The organism is Streptococcus sp. 10F2 (assembly GCF_054331515.2).
On record NZ_JBTGGE020000047.1, the window covers coordinates 1 to 14,030 of the forward strand.

Consider the following 14,030-nt stretch of genomic DNA (forward strand, 5'->3'; position numbering starts at 1 on the left):
TTAAAAAAGGTCATAAAAACCTTTATTTGGCATGCACAAAAAGACCACTTTCGAAAGTCAGATATCAATTTGAACTTCCAAAGTGGTCTTATTTTAGATTCTAAGTCTTAACTTAATGACATTGGTTCCACGGGAGAAGTTTTTGGCCAACATGCAGCAGTATGGGAATACTTCGGCGGCCTCTATTCCCATTTTGCTTTCCGAAAGTGTGAGTGCTGGAGTGATTTCTATGAAGGGGCACCAAAAAATTCTGTTTTCAGGATTCGGTGGTGGATTAACCTGGGGGAATATCCTTGTGTTACTGTAATTAGATATTTATTTAAAAGGAGAAAGAATAATGGCAGTGTTTGAAAAAGTACAAGAAATTATCGTTGAAGAACTTGGTAAAGAAGCAGAAGAAGTGACGTTGGAAACAACATTTGAGGAGCTTGACGCAGATTCATTGGATGTTTTCCAGGTCATTTCAGAAATTGAAGATGCTTTTGAAATCCAAATTGAAACTGAAGATGGTTTACATAATGTTGGCGATTTAGTGGCTTACGTTGAGGAAAAAACAAAATAATACTAGACTTCAAAATCTAAATATGCGAATCTTCTTTACGAGATCCTAAAAGTAACAAGGTCCGTTGGAGTTTGTAGATATTTTTATTGGTAAAGGTGACAAGATTAATCCAATTTTTGGGCTTAATCTTCAGTTCAGATTGCGAACTGTTGTGTGTATACGAGAATCGAGGTTGTGAATGTTCTTCATTGAAAATCTTCGTTTGATTTTCGGTGAGGATCATATCCAACCTTTCTTCTTAAAAAATACTTTAATTATCAAAGTATTTTTTAAGAAGAAATCTATAAGGTAGGGAAAATGAAAACAAAGATTACAGAGTTATTAGGAATAACATACCCAGTTTTCCAAGGGGGAATGGCTTGGGTTGCGGATGGAGATTTAGCGGGAGCAGTATCAAATGCAGGTGGTCTTGGCATTATTGGTGCTGGGAATGCTCCTAAAGAGGTTGTTCAGGCAAATATTAACAAGGTTAAATCCATTACGGATAAACCTTTTGGTGTGAATATTATGCTGTTGTCTCCCTTTGCGGACGCTATTGTGGACCTGGTTATTGAAGAAGGGGTCAAGGTGGTTACAACTGGTGCAGGAAATCCAGGAAAATACATGGAGCGTTTTCACCAGGCTGGAATCAAGGTAATCCCGGTTATTCCTTCAGTTGCTTTGGCCAAGCGGATGGAGAAACTTGGGGCTGATGCTGTGATTGCAGAAGGTATGGAAGCAGGAGGTCATATTGGAAAATTGACTACGATGACCTTGGTTCGTCAAGTTGTAGATGCTGTCTCGATTCCAGTGATTGCCGCAGGAGGGATTGCGGATGGTTATGGGGCTGCGGCAGCTTTCATGCTGGGTGCCGAAGCGATCCAGGTTGGGACACGTTTTGTCGTTGCAAAAGAATCCAATGCCCATCCGAATTATAAAGAAAAAGTTTTGAAAGCGAAGGATATCGATACGGTTGTCTCAGCTTCAGTTGTAGGCCATTCGGTACGTTCGCTAAAAAATAAATTGACGACAGCTTATGCCCATGCGGAAAAAGAGTTCTTAGCAGGAACCTGCTCTGCAGATGAGGTTGAAGAACTTGGTGCTGGTGCTCTGAGGAATGCGGTTATCGACGGTGATGTTGTGAATGGTTCTGTTATGGCAGGGCAAATTGCCGGTCTGGTCCAGAAAGAAGAGACCTGTCAAGAAATTGTAGAGGATTTAGTGACGGGTGCTCGCAAGGCTATTTTAGAAGAAGCGAGACGTTGGGGAGAATAAGGAAAGGGACTATGTCAAAAAAAGCATTTTTATTTGCAGGTCAAGGGTCTCAAAAACTGGGGATGGCGAGTGATTTGTATGCCACTTATCCCATTGTTAAAGAGACCTTTGATAGAGCTAGCCAGATTTTAGGTTATGACTTGCGGTCCTTGATTGATGGAGATGACGTAAAGTTGCATCAAACGCGTTATACGCAACCGGCTATTCTTGTAACCTCTTTGGCCATCTATCGATTATTAGCAGAGTATGGGGTGTTACCAAATATCGTAGCTGGCCTATCCCTAGGAGAATATTCGGCCTTAGTGGCTAGTGGGGCTTTGGACTTTGAAGATGCAGTAGCTCTTGTAGCCAAACGTGGAGCCTATATGGAAAGTGCAGCTCCAGCTGGTAGTGGAAAAATGGTTGCTGTCCTAAATACGGAGCGAGACTTGATTGAAGAAGTCTGTCAAAAGGCTTCTGAAATAGGGATTGTTAGCCCAGCCAATTACAATACGCCAACTCAGATTGTGATTGGTGGGGAAGTAGCTGCTGTTGACGAGGCACTTAGCTTGTTGAAAGAAAGAGGTGTCAAGCGTCTGATTCCCTTAAATGTTTCAGGTCCTTTTCATACAGCTCTCCTGAAGCCAGCTTCTGAGCAGTTAGCCATTGATTTGGAGCAAACTTCCTTTTCAATTTTTAAGATTCCTTTAGTTGGAAATACAGAAGCCAAGATTATGGAATCCGATCTGATTCGAAGTTTGTTGGCTCGCCAAGTTATGGAGCCGGTTCGTTTTTATGATTCAATCACCGTGATGAAAGACTTTGGTGTTGATGAAGTCATAGAAATCGGCCCTGGTAAGATATTGTCTGGTTTTTTGAAAAAAATAGATAAGAACCTTCCTACCACATCGGTTGAGGATGGGGAAAGTTTTGAAGCACTGCTCAAGAAGAAGGGATCATGATGGAAATTCAAAAGAAAAATGTTTTTGTAACTGGTTCGACACGTGGTATTGGTTTAGCCATTGCCCATAAATTTGCTAGTTTAGGAGCCAATGTTGTGTTAAATGGTCGTTCAGCAATTTCAGATGATTTACTAGGCCAGTTTTCAGATTATGGTGTTAAAGTGATGGCGATCGCAGGTGATGTCTCAAATGCTGTAGATGCAGAGCGCATGCTAGCGGAAGCAACAGAAGCGCTAGGCACTGTGGATATCCTTGTCAATAATGCGGGAATCACCAATGATAAACTGACCTTGAAAATGACGGAGGAAGATTTTGAATCTGTTTTGAAAGTTAATTTAACGGGGTGTTTTAATATGACTAAAGCAGTCTTGAAGTCGATGATCAAGGCTCGTCAAGGTGCGATCATTAACCTGTCTTCCGTGGTAGGCTTGATGGGGAATGTCGGTCAAGCCAATTATGCGGCTTCTAAAGCTGGTTTGATTGGATTCAGTAAATCTGTAGCCCGTGAAGTTGCGGCCCGTGGTGTCCGGGTGAACGTGATTGCCCCTGGATTTATCGAATCCGACATGACCGATAAAATATCAGACAAGATGAAGACTGCGATGATGGCACAGATTCCCATGAAAGCCTTTGGTCAGCCGGAGCAGGTTGCAGATGTAGCGGTATTCCTTGCCCAACAAGAGTATCTGACAGGTCAGGTGCTCGCGGTTGATGGCGGTTTGACGATGCAATAGAAGAGGTAGAAAATGACAAATAAGCGTGTGGTTGTAACAGGTTATGGTGTGACCTCTCCAATCGGAAATACACCAGAAGAGTTTTGGACTAGTCTTTATGAGGGAAAAATTGGAATTAAGCCCATTACAAAATTTGATGTCTCAGAGATTGAGGTACGGAATGCTGGAGAGATTCAAGATTTTCCCTTTGATAAATATTTTGTGAAAAAAGATACCAATCGAATGGATCTCTATTCGCTCTATGCTATTTATGCTGCGATGGAAGCTTTGGAAAATGCCGGTTTAGATATGGAGCAGGTAGATCGTGATCGTACGGGTGTCATTGTCTCCTCAGGGATTGGTGGTCTCCAGGAGTTGGAAGAACAGATTATTCGGATGAGTGAGCGTGGGATGAGGCGAATTAAACCCATGTTTATTCCCAAAGCTTTGTCAAATATGGGGGCTGGGAATATTGCGCTCAAAATTGGTGCTCAAGGAGTGTGTAAGTCCGTCACAACAGCCTGTGCCTCTGCAAATGATGCGATTGGGGAAGCCTTTCGAGAAATCAAGTATGGGCATCAGGATGTGGTTTTAGCCGGTGGTTCAGAAGCTTCGATTACACAAATTGGGATTGGTGGCTTTAATGCCTTGACAGCTTTGTCGACTACAGAAGATCCAGCTCGTTCAGCGATTCCATTTGACAAAGACCGAAATGGCTTTGTGATGGGTGAAGGTGCAGGGGTGCTTGTGGTTGAGAGCCTTGAACATGCACAAAAACGGAATGCTAACATTTTAGCAGAGATTGTCGGCTATGGTTCCAATTGTGATGCCTATCATATGACCACGCCAACTCCAGATGGTTCTGGAGCAGCCAAGGCTATTAAGCTTGCACTTCGTGAAGCCGATATTCAACCCTCAGATGTTGATTATGTCAATGCTCACGGGACCTCAACACCAGCTAATGAGAAGGGAGAGAGTCAGGCGATTGTAGCAGTGCTTGGAACAGAGGTTCCTGTGTCTTCGACTAAATCCTTTACAGGTCATTTGTTGGGAGCGGCCGGTGCTGTTGAGGCTATTGCGACCATTGAAACGATGAGACATCAGTTTATTCCGAAGACAGCTGGCACGCGAGAACTATCTGATGACATTGAAGCAAACGTTGTTTATGAGCACGGGGTGGAAGCAGAAGTGAACTATGCGATTTCAAATACATTTGGATTTGGTGGGCACAATGCGGTCTTGGCCTTTAAACGTTGGGAGGATTAAGTATGAATATCCATGAAATTAAGGACTTGATGGCGCAATTTGATAGCTCCAGCCTCCGTGAATTTTCCTATAAAAATAATAGGGATACGTTGAGCTTCTCTAAAAATGAACATGCTCCCATAGCGGTAGTGGGGCAAGAAACTCCTGCAAAAACGAGTCAGACAGCTGTTTCAGAAACCTCACCTGCACAAGTAGAAGTTGTTGAGGAATCTGTGGCTTCTGCTGAAGGTGATCTGATCGAGAGTCCACTTGTTGGAGTAGCCTACTTGTCACCGGGTCCAGATAAAGCAGCTTTTGTTTCTGTAGGGGATACGGTTAAAAAAGGTCAAACACTATTGATTGTCGAAGCTATGAAAATTATGAATGAAATTCCGGCACCTAAGGATGGTGTTGTGACAGAAATCTTAGTCGCAAATGAAGAAATTGTAGAATTTGGAAAAGGCTTGGTACGTATCAAATGATGGATTTAAATCAAATCAAGGAAGCACTTCCGCATCGCTACCCCTTTCTATTGGTGGACCGGGTTCTGAAGGTCTCGGAAGATGAGATTGTTGCATTAAAGAATGTCACTATCAATGAACCTTTTTTCCAAGGACACTTCCCTCAATACCCAGTTATGCCAGGTGTCTTCATTATGGAGGCTCTAGCACAAACAGCCGGTGTCTTGGAACTGTCGAAAGAAGAGAACAAAGGCAAACTGGTTTTCTACGCTGGAATGGACAAGGTTCGATTTAAAAAACAAGTAGTCCCTGGAGATCAGTTGGTCATGACGGCTACATTTATCAAACGTCGTGGTACGATTGCAGTTGTGCAAGCAACAGCGGAAGTTGACGGTCAATTGGCTGCTTCCGGTGTCCTGACTTTTGCCATTGGAAGCTAATACTCATTACATTTCAAATTCTGACTTTGTTAAGCCTTTATGATGAACTGATTGCACGCCTCATCAGGTCTCTTAGTCCGGTTGTGTGATTTTTATCGGCTTTTCTGGTTATTTTTTGAAATTAGTGAGGTATAAAACTCCATCGAAGGAGAAGAAGATGTTCAAGAAAATTTTAATTGCCAATCGTGGCGAAATTGCCGTAAGGATTATTCGGGCAGCCCGTGAGTTGGGGATTGCGACAGTTGCGGTTTATTCTGAAGCAGATAGAGAAGCCCTCCATGTTGCCTTGGCGGATGAAGCTATCTGTATTGGCCCTGCGAAATCGACGGATTCTTATCTAGATATGAATGCGGTTTTATCCGCAGCGATCATCACCCAAGCAGAAGCGATTCATCCTGGATTTGGTTTCTTGAGTGAAAATTCAAAGTTCGCAACCATGTGTGAAGAGATGAATCTTACCTTTATTGGGCCTGCTGGTCTGGTCATGGATAAGATGGGGGATAAAATCAATGCCCGTTCAGAAATGATAAAAGCTAAGGTTCCTGTTATCCCAGGATCAGATGGAGAAGTTGTTACTGCTGATGAGGCCTTGGAGGTTGCAAATCGACTGGGCTATCCGGTTATGCTCAAGGCATCGGCAGGTGGTGGTGGGAAAGGGATTCGAAAGGTGAAAAGCCAAGAGGAGTTGCTACCTGCTTTTGAGTCTGCTTCTCAAGAAGCCAAGGCTGCCTTTGGCAATGGTGCCATGTATATTGAAAAAGTGATTTACCCCGCTCGTCATATCGAAGTCCAGATTTTAGGGGATTCTTTTGGCAATGTTATCCACTTGGGAGAACGAGATTGCTCCCTCCAACGGAACAATCAAAAGGTTTTGGAAGAAGCGCCTTCGATTGCGATTGGAAAAACCCTTCGCACGAAACTTGGGCAAGCAGCCGTACGGGCGGCTCAGGCAGTGAACTACGAAAACGCAGGAACCATTGAATTTCTCCTTGATGAGCAAAAGGGTGAGTTTTACTTTATGGAAATGAATACCCGTGTTCAGGTTGAGCATCCCGTAACTGAATTTGTGACCGGTATCGACATCGTGAAAGAACAGATTCGGATTGCCGCTGGTCAAGAATTATCCTATAAGCAAGAAGATATTCAGATGACAGGTCATGCTATTGAGTGTCGCATCAATGCTGAAAATCCAAAATTCAATTTTGCGCCCAGCCCTGGAAAAATCACGGATCTATACTTACCGTCAGGTGGTGTCGGCTTGCGCGTGGATTCAGCAGTTTATCCAGGTTACACCATCCCACCTTATTATGACTCCATGATTGCAAAAGTCATTGTTCATGGCGAGAATCGTTTTGATGCGTTGATGAAGATGCAACGAAGCCTCTATGAACTAGAGATTGAAGGGGTTGTCACCAATGTTGACTTCCAACTGGATCTTATTTCCGATAGTCATGTGATTGCCGGAGATTATGATACTAGTTTTTTAATGGAAGAATTTTTACCAGCCTATGCTGAAAAAGACTAGGGGCAGGAACTTGAGTCCAGCCTCTTTTATTGAAAAATGAACGAGAGGAAAGGAGACTAGATGGGACTATTTAATCGAAAAGAAAAGTATATCCGTATCAATCCCAACCGTTCGGTTAGAAGAACGGTAAAACGAGAGATGCCAGAAGTACCCGACGAACTCTTTGCCAAGTGTCCAGCCTGTAAAACAGCGATTTATCAAAAAGATTTAGGGACTGCTAAGATTTGCCCTGGTTGTTCCTATCATTTTCGGATTTCAGCCCAGGAACGTTTAGCTCTCATGGCTGATGAAGGGACCTTTGAAGAGATGTTTACAGGTTTTGAAACAAGGGATCCGCTCAAGTTTCCTAATTATCAGGAAAAATTGGCAGCTACGAGAGCAAAGACAGGATTGGATGAGGCAGTATTAACAGGTAGAGCCAAAATTCAAGGGCAAGCAACCGCACTTGCTATTATGGATTCTAATTTTATTATGGCTTCCATGGGAACTGTTGTCGGAGAAAAAATTACCTGTCTGTTTGAATATGCCATTCAAGAAAAATTACCAGTGGTCATCTTTACGGCATCTGGAGGAGCACGCATGCAGGAGGGGATCTTTTCGCTCATGCAAATGGCAAAAATTTCAGCGGCAGTAAAACGCCATTCCAATGCAGGTTTGTTTTATCTCACCATTCTAACAGATCCAACAACTGGCGGTGTTACTGCATCATTTGCTATGGAGGGAGATATTATTCTTGCGGAACCACAGACCTTAATTGGTTTTGCAGGTCGTCGTGTTATTGAAACAACAGTGCGTGAAAATCTCCCTGATGATTTTCAAAAAGCGGAATTCCTTCAGGAACATGGCTTTGTGGATGCAATTGTGAAACGGATAGATTTACCAGCTACAGTCGGACAATTATTAAATGTTCATGGGGGAAGCAAATGACCAGTAAGGTAGCTCATATTTTAAAAGAGGCCCGAAATCAAGGGCGTTTGACAGCTCTGGATTATGCCAAAACGATTTTTGATGATTTTTTCGAATTACATGGAGACCGTAACTTCCGTGATGATTCGGCTGTTATTGGAGGGATTGGAAAACTAGATGGACGAGCAGTAACGGTCGTTGGCATCCAAAAGGGAAAAAACTTCCATGACAACTTGAAGCTTAATTTTGGACAACCACACCCAGAAGGTTACCGTAAAGCCCTCCGCCTGATGAAACAGGCAGAAAAGTTTGGACGACCCGTTGTAACTTTCATCAATACCGCTGGTGCCTATCCAGGGCAAGGAGCGGAAGAACGAGGACAAGGAGAAGCTATCGCCCGAAATCTTCTGGAAATGAGTGACCTTAAGGTACCGATTATTGCGATTATTATTGGTGAAGGAGGTTCTGGTGGAGCCTTGGCACTTGCAGTTGCCGATCAGGTTTGGATGTTAGAAAACACAACCTATTCCATCCTAAGTCCAGAAGGTTTTGCTTCAATCTTGTGGAAGGATGGCAGCCGAGCGTCAGAAGCCGCTGAATTGATGAAGATGACAGCGGCTGAGTTAAAAAAGCAGGGGATTGTCGACAAGATTATTCCAGAACGTGGCTATTTTTCTCGAGAAATTGTTCAACAAATTAAGGAACATTTGATTGAAGAGTTGGATCGGTTATCCGCTATACCGATAGAACAACTGCTAGAAGACCGCTACCAACGGTTTAGGAAATATTAATGAACAGAAAAAAACGGACTTTCGAGCGAAAGTCCGTTTTACAGTTATTAAAGTAAAGCTAAGATAATAAAGTTTAGAATGAAAAGAGCTGTGGATCCCCAAAGGATTGGGTGTATTTCTTTCGCTTTACCAGTTGAAACTTTAACCAAGCAGTAGAAGATGAAGGCTGCGGCAATACCGTAAGAGATAGAGAAGCAAAGAGCCATAAAGAAGGCTGCGAAGAAGGCTGGGAGAGCATCTTCGAATTGGCTCCAGTCAACATCCAAGAAGGATGATACCATCATAACCCCGACAATAATCAAGGCTGGAGCAGTAGCAGCTGCTGGTACAATACCGATGAAGGGAAGAATAAGAGTTGAGAGTAGGAAGCAGATCGCTGTTGAGACAGCTGTAAGACCTGTCCGACCACCAGCAGAGATACCGGCTGCTGACTCTACAAAGGTAGTTGTATTAGAAGTTCCAAAGAGGGCCCCGATAGAAGTTCCGATTGCATCTGCAAAGAGAGCCTTATCCATTTTTGAGCTAAAGCCAGTTGAATTTTCAAGAGCTTCTTCATCCTCAGCAGAGAAAATTCCAGTTTTGCGGCCAGTTCCAATAAAGGTTCCAAGTGTATCGAAAGTGTCGGATAAACTAAAAGCAAAGATGGTCATCAGAACCAAAGGTAAACGACTAGAGTCGGAAAAGAGGGAGGAAAGTCCGCCAAAAGCAGCTAGGAAAGTAGTCCCCAATTCTCCAAAAGCTGTTCCTAAATTGTTATTGGCGAAGTCAATAGTAGAGAGATCGACAACACCAACGGGAATTCCTGCCAGAGTTGTGGCAATAATTCCGATAAGAATAGCTCCTCGTACATTTTTGATAACCAGAACAGCTGTTAAAAGAAGTCCAAATACTGTTAAGAGAACACTGGCATCAGTGAACGTTGAAATAGAAGGGACAACCCCGCCACCTGCAAAGACAGAAGTGATGCCATTGGCAAAAGTTTCGGAAGTAGCTTCAGCAGGAGTAACACCATTGACGGTGATAATGTCCGAAGCCGAAGTAAGGAAGGTAATGAGGTTGGAGTTTTTGAAACCAAGGTAGGCCACAAAGACCCCGATACCTCCACCAATCGCGTGTTGGAGGCTGACCGGAATCGCTTTGATGATACTTTTCCGAACTTTAGTAACCGTAATGAAAACGTTAAAGAGACCACAGAGGAATACCATGGCTAGGGCTTCTTGCCAAGTAAAACCAAGACCGATAACAACTGTGTAGGTAAAGAAGGCGTTGAGTCCCATTCCTGGTGCCAAGGCATAAGGGACATTGGCAAATAGTCCCATCACCAAGGTTGAAACCGCACTAGCAATAATTGTTGCCAAGAAAACTGCTTGAGTCGGCATTCCAGCTACACTAAGTACGCTTGGATTGACAAATAAAATATAAGACATGGCGAAGAAAGTTGTAATCCCAGCCATGATCTCAGTTGATACGGTTGTACCGTATTCCTTTAAATTAAAAAACCGTTCCACGGGTTATGTCTCCTTTATTTACGAATGATATAAATAGTTTAACTTAATTTCATTCGTATTTCAAGTTGTTTATCAAAAAATAAATCGCTTGGGTGATTAAACTAAGCGATTTAGTACATCATTGCTTATCAATGATTTTTTAGAAAAAGATTATTTTTATAAAAGAAAAGCCTTGAAATATTTGCTATACTGCTTGAAAAAACTAAGGTAAAATATGTATAATAAAATTAGGGAATCGGTTTCAAGTTGTTTTTGAGATTTTTTACTCAAAGGGTATTTAGGGTATCTTTGCTTAAATTGAAGTACTAACTAAGATAACTAGATGGATTAGATATGTGAATTAAGAATATCTAAGACAATTTAAGGGATTATTAGAGTTGTTCAAGGGAGGTACCAATGAGACGTATATTCATATTCTTATCCACCCTATTTCTATCTTTCTTTATGTTGTTCATGCTTTGGCAGCAATATCCACAGGTAGTATTTTCTAGTTATCCATCGGTTGATTTGATTGGTTCAGTTGATACGGGAACAGTAATCGACCGCGAACAGGTTTATACTACTTTAGAAAAGTTGGCAAAGGATGAAAATAGTTTAATTGCTAGGAGGATTGTGGAGCCCAATCAAAAGGGGGAAATGATCTTTACTTATGCTACTTATGGGGAAGGAACATTGCCGGATGGTTTGATGTTAGCTTCAGATAAAAGTAGTGAAGACAGTGATTTAGTAAGCAGTTACCTTATTGTTTCAGGAAATCTACACTTAAGTCAGCTAGAGGAAATATTTCGGTCACTTGGTTATCAAGCACAATCATTTTCGAGGGCAAGTTTAGTGGACTTAGTCTTTTCTTTAATTTTAAATGATATTTCCGTTCCTAGTCTTGGTCTAGCTATCCTAAGTTTTTTTAGTCTATCTGTTATTCAACATATTTTGAAGATTCGAAGTGCAGCCCTTAAATTCGTGTCTGGAAAAGTAGTAACCAGAATTATGTGGGAATCGGTTGCTGAAGACTTTCGACTGTTTCTCAGTAGTTTTTTAGTTTCCACTTTACTAGGGTGCTTTGTTATTCTGTGGTTAGGGCTTTGGCATCAGACAATACTACTCTATGAAATTAGTATTGGTTTATACCTACTTCTTTTGGGAGTTGTATCGATTGTTGTTAGTCTGACCTATTTATTAGCTTTACAAGTAAATTCTTTGGTGTCTGTTTTGAAAGGACGTTTACCCCTTCGACGCCTTTTGTCTTTGATGTTGCTTTCTCAATTTCTTGCTTTTTTGACAATAGGGTGGTCCTTCTCAACAATCATGCAAGAGTATCAGAAGTATCAACTTCTGGAAGCAGGAAAAAGCAGTTGGGAAAGGAAACAAAATTTTTACAGTTTATCCTATAGTTTTAGTTCCGCCTTTACCAAAGGGGAAGAACAGGAGAAGCAAAGTAAAGCCTGGTATTCCTTTGCAATAAAAAGTATTGAGTCTGAAAAAGCTGTTTTTGTTAAGCATAATCTTCGACAGTTTTTAACTACTAATGTAGCCGATGGAATTAATGTCAATTCACCTGATCCTGGAGGACATGCACTTTTTATTTCGCAAAATTATCTGGAATTGGAAAATGTTCAGGTTCCAGAAGAATTTAAACAGAAAATGAAAAATTTGAAGGAAGGGGAGTTTGGTTTAGTTTTACCTAAATTTTTAGCCTCAAGTCAAGAAGAATTGGAAGAACAGTTTACGAATTTCATGGCGAATTTTGCTGCGGAAACTTTGGATATCTCTAGTAAACGTCGTTTTGAGGCTAAAGCTTACACGACACTTACGTCTGATGGGGAAAATCGATTTTTATATTCTGTAGATTCCGATATCCCTATGCAGTTTCTTTTAGATCCCATTCCTGTGATAATTAGTCCTATTGCTATGGGGGATACTCCTAATAGTCGTCTTTTCTGGGAGTCTGAAATTGGAAATGGGTTACATTTAGAGGGATATCAAGAAAGTGAGGAGCTTTTAAAACAAGAAGGTGTGTATAACTGGGTATCTTCTCTTTCAAATAATTGGAGAATGTACCTACAGAATCTTTCAACGAGTCGTACTCGTTTAACGGTATTGCTAGTTGGGGTTGTATTAGGATTAGGGACATCTGCTTTGCTTTTTAATGCAATGGTAATGCTGTATTTTGAGCAATACCGGAAGGAAATCTTCATAAAACGATTGTCAGGATTAAGCTTTGAGGAAATTCATTTCAATTTTATGTTGGTTGAATTTCTGATGTTGGGCTTGGGACTGGCAAGTTTGATTTATTTATCAAGACATATCTTTTTGAGTTTGATGGTTGCCTTTGTTTTTGTATTAAATCTTTTCTTAATATTAGGTATACAGTCAAGAAGAGAAAGAAAAGTGGCTGTATCGGTATTGAAAGGAGGTTAGGATGATTGAATTGAATCATGTTACCAAGCAATATGGTCAGCGGATACTTTTTAATGATATAAATTTTTCGTTAAAATCGGGAATGATCTATGTTCTTAAAGGAAGAAGTGGTAGTGGAAAGACGACTCTCTTAAATATGATGGCAAAATTAGAGCCTGTGGATTCAGGAGAGATTCTATTTAAAGGTAAGAATCTTAAAGACTATAGGGATGTGTTGTTTTTCAGGAACGAGCTGGGCTATCTCTTTCAACAATTTGGCTTAATTGATAACGAGACAGTCGAATCTAATTTATCTTTAGGATTAGTTGGACAAAAACTGAATCGTAAGGAAGAATACCAGAGGAAAGTAGAGGCATTGGCTCAAGTTGGATTGAGCAGTAAAATTTTAAAAAGTTTTATCTACGAACTTTCTGGAGGGGAAGCTCAACGGATTGCTCTAGCTAAAGTTGTGCTAAAAAATCCACCACTAATTTTTGCGGATGAGCCCACTGCCTCCTTAGATCCAGAAAATGCTGACCAAGTTATGGAGTTGTTGATTTCCTTAAAAAGTCCAGAACGTTTAATTGTAATTGCCTCACATAACCCAGAAATTTGGGATATGGCTGACGAGGTGATTGCTATTGATAAATTAGGCTAAAACCGAATCTAGTCCATGGAATATAGTGGGCTTACAGAGAAAAGAGTCTTAAAACTACACTAAAAGTTCCTAGTGGAATGAAACTCTACTAGGGCTTTTTTGATCAGATTATAAGTCAAACAGTTATTGGGAGGTTGATGATGACATCGAAAAAAATTGAATGGTTAGAAAATTCAATTTATAATTTTATTTTAGATTTGGAAATAACAGATAAGGAACGTCAACTCTTTTTGAAAGCGAAAAATGATTTTAGTAATAGAGTGGATTTTGCTAGAATTATTTTAAATTTAAAAATAGAATTGGCTTCTTTAGGATTAAAGCAACAATTATCTCCAAAAGTTTTGAGATTCTATTTAAATTTGCAGAAAGAATATCCTGTTCGTGATAGAATGTGGAGACCTAACGGATTGTTTTTTTAGTAAGTGGGTTAATGAAATAAAAGTAGAAGAATAAAAAGCTGATCTTTTGGGGCAATGTCATTAAGTTAAGGCCTAGAATTTAAAATATACTCTTTTAGATTATAAACTGTATATGATATACTGTTTTTATGGCATACGGAATTGATTTTAGAAAGCGGGTCCTTGAATATGTTAAAGAGGGACATACACGTAAAGAAACAGCAGCTTTAT

The 14,030-nt window shown here is 40.8% G+C and carries 14 protein-coding genes and 1 pseudogene; 14 read left to right on the plus strand and 1 reads right to left on the minus strand.

Annotated elements, in window-relative coordinates:
* Positions 1-124: 124 nt before the first annotated feature.
* From ACXM1Q_RS07505 to ACXM1Q_RS07555, 11 genes and pseudogenes are all read left to right on the plus strand, one after another.
* Positions 125-307: pseudogene (locus ACXM1Q_RS07505) on the plus strand (3-oxoacyl-[acyl-carrier-protein] synthase III C-terminal domain-containing protein); the annotation flags it as partial.
* A gap of 30 nt (positions 308-337) precedes the next feature.
* Positions 338-562: an acyl carrier protein gene (locus tag ACXM1Q_RS07510; protein WP_458517524.1), complete on the plus strand. Its 225-nt coding sequence runs from the start codon at positions 338-340 to the stop codon at positions 560-562.
* Between the two features lie 297 nt (positions 563-859).
* Positions 860-1,816, plus strand: a complete 957-nt coding sequence (gene fabK / locus ACXM1Q_RS07515) for an enoyl-[acyl-carrier-protein] reductase FabK (RefSeq protein ID WP_458517525.1) — start codon at positions 860-862, stop codon at positions 1,814-1,816.
* Between the two features lie 11 nt (positions 1,817-1,827).
* A complete protein-coding gene (gene fabD, locus ACXM1Q_RS07520; RefSeq protein WP_458517526.1) occupies positions 1,828-2,757 on the plus strand; it encodes an ACP S-malonyltransferase in 930 nt (309 codons plus the stop codon).
* A complete protein-coding gene (gene fabG, locus ACXM1Q_RS07525) occupies positions 2,757-3,491 on the plus strand; it encodes a 3-oxoacyl-[acyl-carrier-protein] reductase (RefSeq protein WP_458517537.1) in 735 nt (244 codons plus the stop codon). The genes fabD and fabG overlap by 1 nt, the downstream gene beginning before the upstream one ends.
* A 12-nt stretch (positions 3,492-3,503) precedes the next feature.
* The gene (gene fabF / locus ACXM1Q_RS07530; RefSeq protein WP_458517527.1) at positions 3,504-4,736 is read left to right on the plus strand and encodes a beta-ketoacyl-ACP synthase II; all 1,233 of its coding nucleotides are present in this window, start codon (positions 3,504-3,506) and stop codon (positions 4,734-4,736) included.
* Positions 4,737-4,738: 2 nt separating this feature from the next.
* Entirely contained in the window at positions 4,739-5,197 is a 459-nt protein-coding gene (gene accB, locus ACXM1Q_RS07535; protein WP_458517528.1) for an acetyl-CoA carboxylase biotin carboxyl carrier protein, read from the plus strand.
* Positions 5,194-5,616, plus strand: coding sequence for a 3-hydroxyacyl-ACP dehydratase FabZ (gene fabZ / locus ACXM1Q_RS07540; protein WP_458517529.1), 423 nt, complete (start codon positions 5,194-5,196; stop codon positions 5,614-5,616). Before accB ends, fabZ begins: the two co-directional genes overlap by 4 nt.
* A 157-nt stretch (positions 5,617-5,773) precedes the next feature.
* Positions 5,774-7,141 carry an acetyl-CoA carboxylase biotin carboxylase subunit gene (locus ACXM1Q_RS07545; protein WP_458517530.1) on the plus strand — a complete coding sequence of 456 codons (1,368 nt, stop codon included), beginning with the start codon at positions 5,774-5,776 and terminating at the stop codon, positions 7,139-7,141.
* A gap of 60 nt (positions 7,142-7,201) precedes the next feature.
* A complete protein-coding gene (gene accD / locus ACXM1Q_RS07550) occupies positions 7,202-8,068 on the plus strand; it encodes an acetyl-CoA carboxylase, carboxyltransferase subunit beta (protein WP_458517531.1) in 867 nt (288 codons plus the stop codon).
* Complete coding sequence (locus ACXM1Q_RS07555) at positions 8,065-8,838, plus strand: acetyl-CoA carboxylase carboxyl transferase subunit alpha (protein ID WP_458517532.1); 774 nt, start codon at positions 8,065-8,067, stop codon at positions 8,836-8,838. The genes accD and ACXM1Q_RS07555 overlap by 4 nt, the downstream gene beginning before the upstream one ends.
* Before the next feature lie 47 nt (positions 8,839-8,885).
* Here the strand turns inward: ACXM1Q_RS07555 and ACXM1Q_RS07560 are convergent, their stop codons facing one another.
* Entirely contained in the window at positions 8,886-10,346 is a 1,461-nt protein-coding gene (locus tag ACXM1Q_RS07560) for an NCS2 family permease (RefSeq protein ID WP_458517533.1), read from the minus strand.
* 396 nt (positions 10,347-10,742) lie between these two features.
* On the opposite strand from ACXM1Q_RS07560, the gene ACXM1Q_RS07565 reads away from it, so the two are divergent.
* The 3 genes from ACXM1Q_RS07565 (at position 10,743) to ACXM1Q_RS07575 (ending at position 13,820) form a co-directional block, all read left to right on the plus strand.
* Positions 10,743-12,764: a DUF1430 domain-containing protein gene (locus ACXM1Q_RS07565; RefSeq protein WP_458517534.1), complete on the plus strand. Its 2,022-nt coding sequence runs from the start codon at positions 10,743-10,745 to the stop codon at positions 12,762-12,764.
* Between the two features lies 1 nt (position 12,765).
* A complete protein-coding gene (locus tag ACXM1Q_RS07570) occupies positions 12,766-13,401 on the plus strand; it encodes an ATP-binding cassette domain-containing protein (RefSeq protein WP_458517535.1) in 636 nt (211 codons plus the stop codon).
* Positions 13,402-13,538: 137 nt separating this feature from the next.
* Entirely contained in the window at positions 13,539-13,820 is a 282-nt protein-coding gene (locus ACXM1Q_RS07575; RefSeq protein ID WP_458517536.1) for a bacteriocin immunity protein, read from the plus strand.
* The last annotated feature ends 210 nt before the right edge of the window (positions 13,821-14,030 follow it).

Bases quoted from the DNA above. Each gene is read 5' to 3' on its own strand.
- ACXM1Q_RS07510 (WP_458517524.1), top strand. From the start codon at position 338: ATGGCAGTGTTTGAAAAAGTACAAGAAATTATCGTTGAAGAACTTGGT.
- fabK (WP_458517525.1), top strand. From the start codon at position 860: ATGAAAACAAAGATTACAGAGTTATTAGGAATAACATACCCAGTTTTC.
- fabD (WP_458517526.1), top strand. From the start codon at position 1,828: ATGTCAAAAAAAGCATTTTTATTTGCAGGTCAAGGGTCTCAAAAACTG.
- fabG (WP_458517537.1), top strand. From the start codon at position 2,757: ATGGAAATTCAAAAGAAAAATGTTTTTGTAACTGGTTCGACACGTGGT.
- fabF (WP_458517527.1), top strand. From the start codon at position 3,504: ATGACAAATAAGCGTGTGGTTGTAACAGGTTATGGTGTGACCTCTCCA.
- accB (WP_458517528.1), top strand. From the start codon at position 4,739: ATGAATATCCATGAAATTAAGGACTTGATGGCGCAATTTGATAGCTCC.
- fabZ (WP_458517529.1), top strand. From the start codon at position 5,194: ATGATGGATTTAAATCAAATCAAGGAAGCACTTCCGCATCGCTACCCC.
- ACXM1Q_RS07545 (WP_458517530.1), top strand. From the start codon at position 5,774: ATGTTCAAGAAAATTTTAATTGCCAATCGTGGCGAAATTGCCGTAAGG.
- accD (WP_458517531.1), top strand. From the start codon at position 7,202: ATGGGACTATTTAATCGAAAAGAAAAGTATATCCGTATCAATCCCAAC.
- ACXM1Q_RS07555 (WP_458517532.1), top strand. From the start codon at position 8,065: ATGACCAGTAAGGTAGCTCATATTTTAAAAGAGGCCCGAAATCAAGGG.
- ACXM1Q_RS07565 (WP_458517534.1), top strand. From the start codon at position 10,743: ATGAGACGTATATTCATATTCTTATCCACCCTATTTCTATCTTTCTTT.
- ACXM1Q_RS07570 (WP_458517535.1), top strand. From the start codon at position 12,766: ATGATTGAATTGAATCATGTTACCAAGCAATATGGTCAGCGGATACTT.
- ACXM1Q_RS07575 (WP_458517536.1), top strand. From the start codon at position 13,539: ATGATGACATCGAAAAAAATTGAATGGTTAGAAAATTCAATTTATAAT.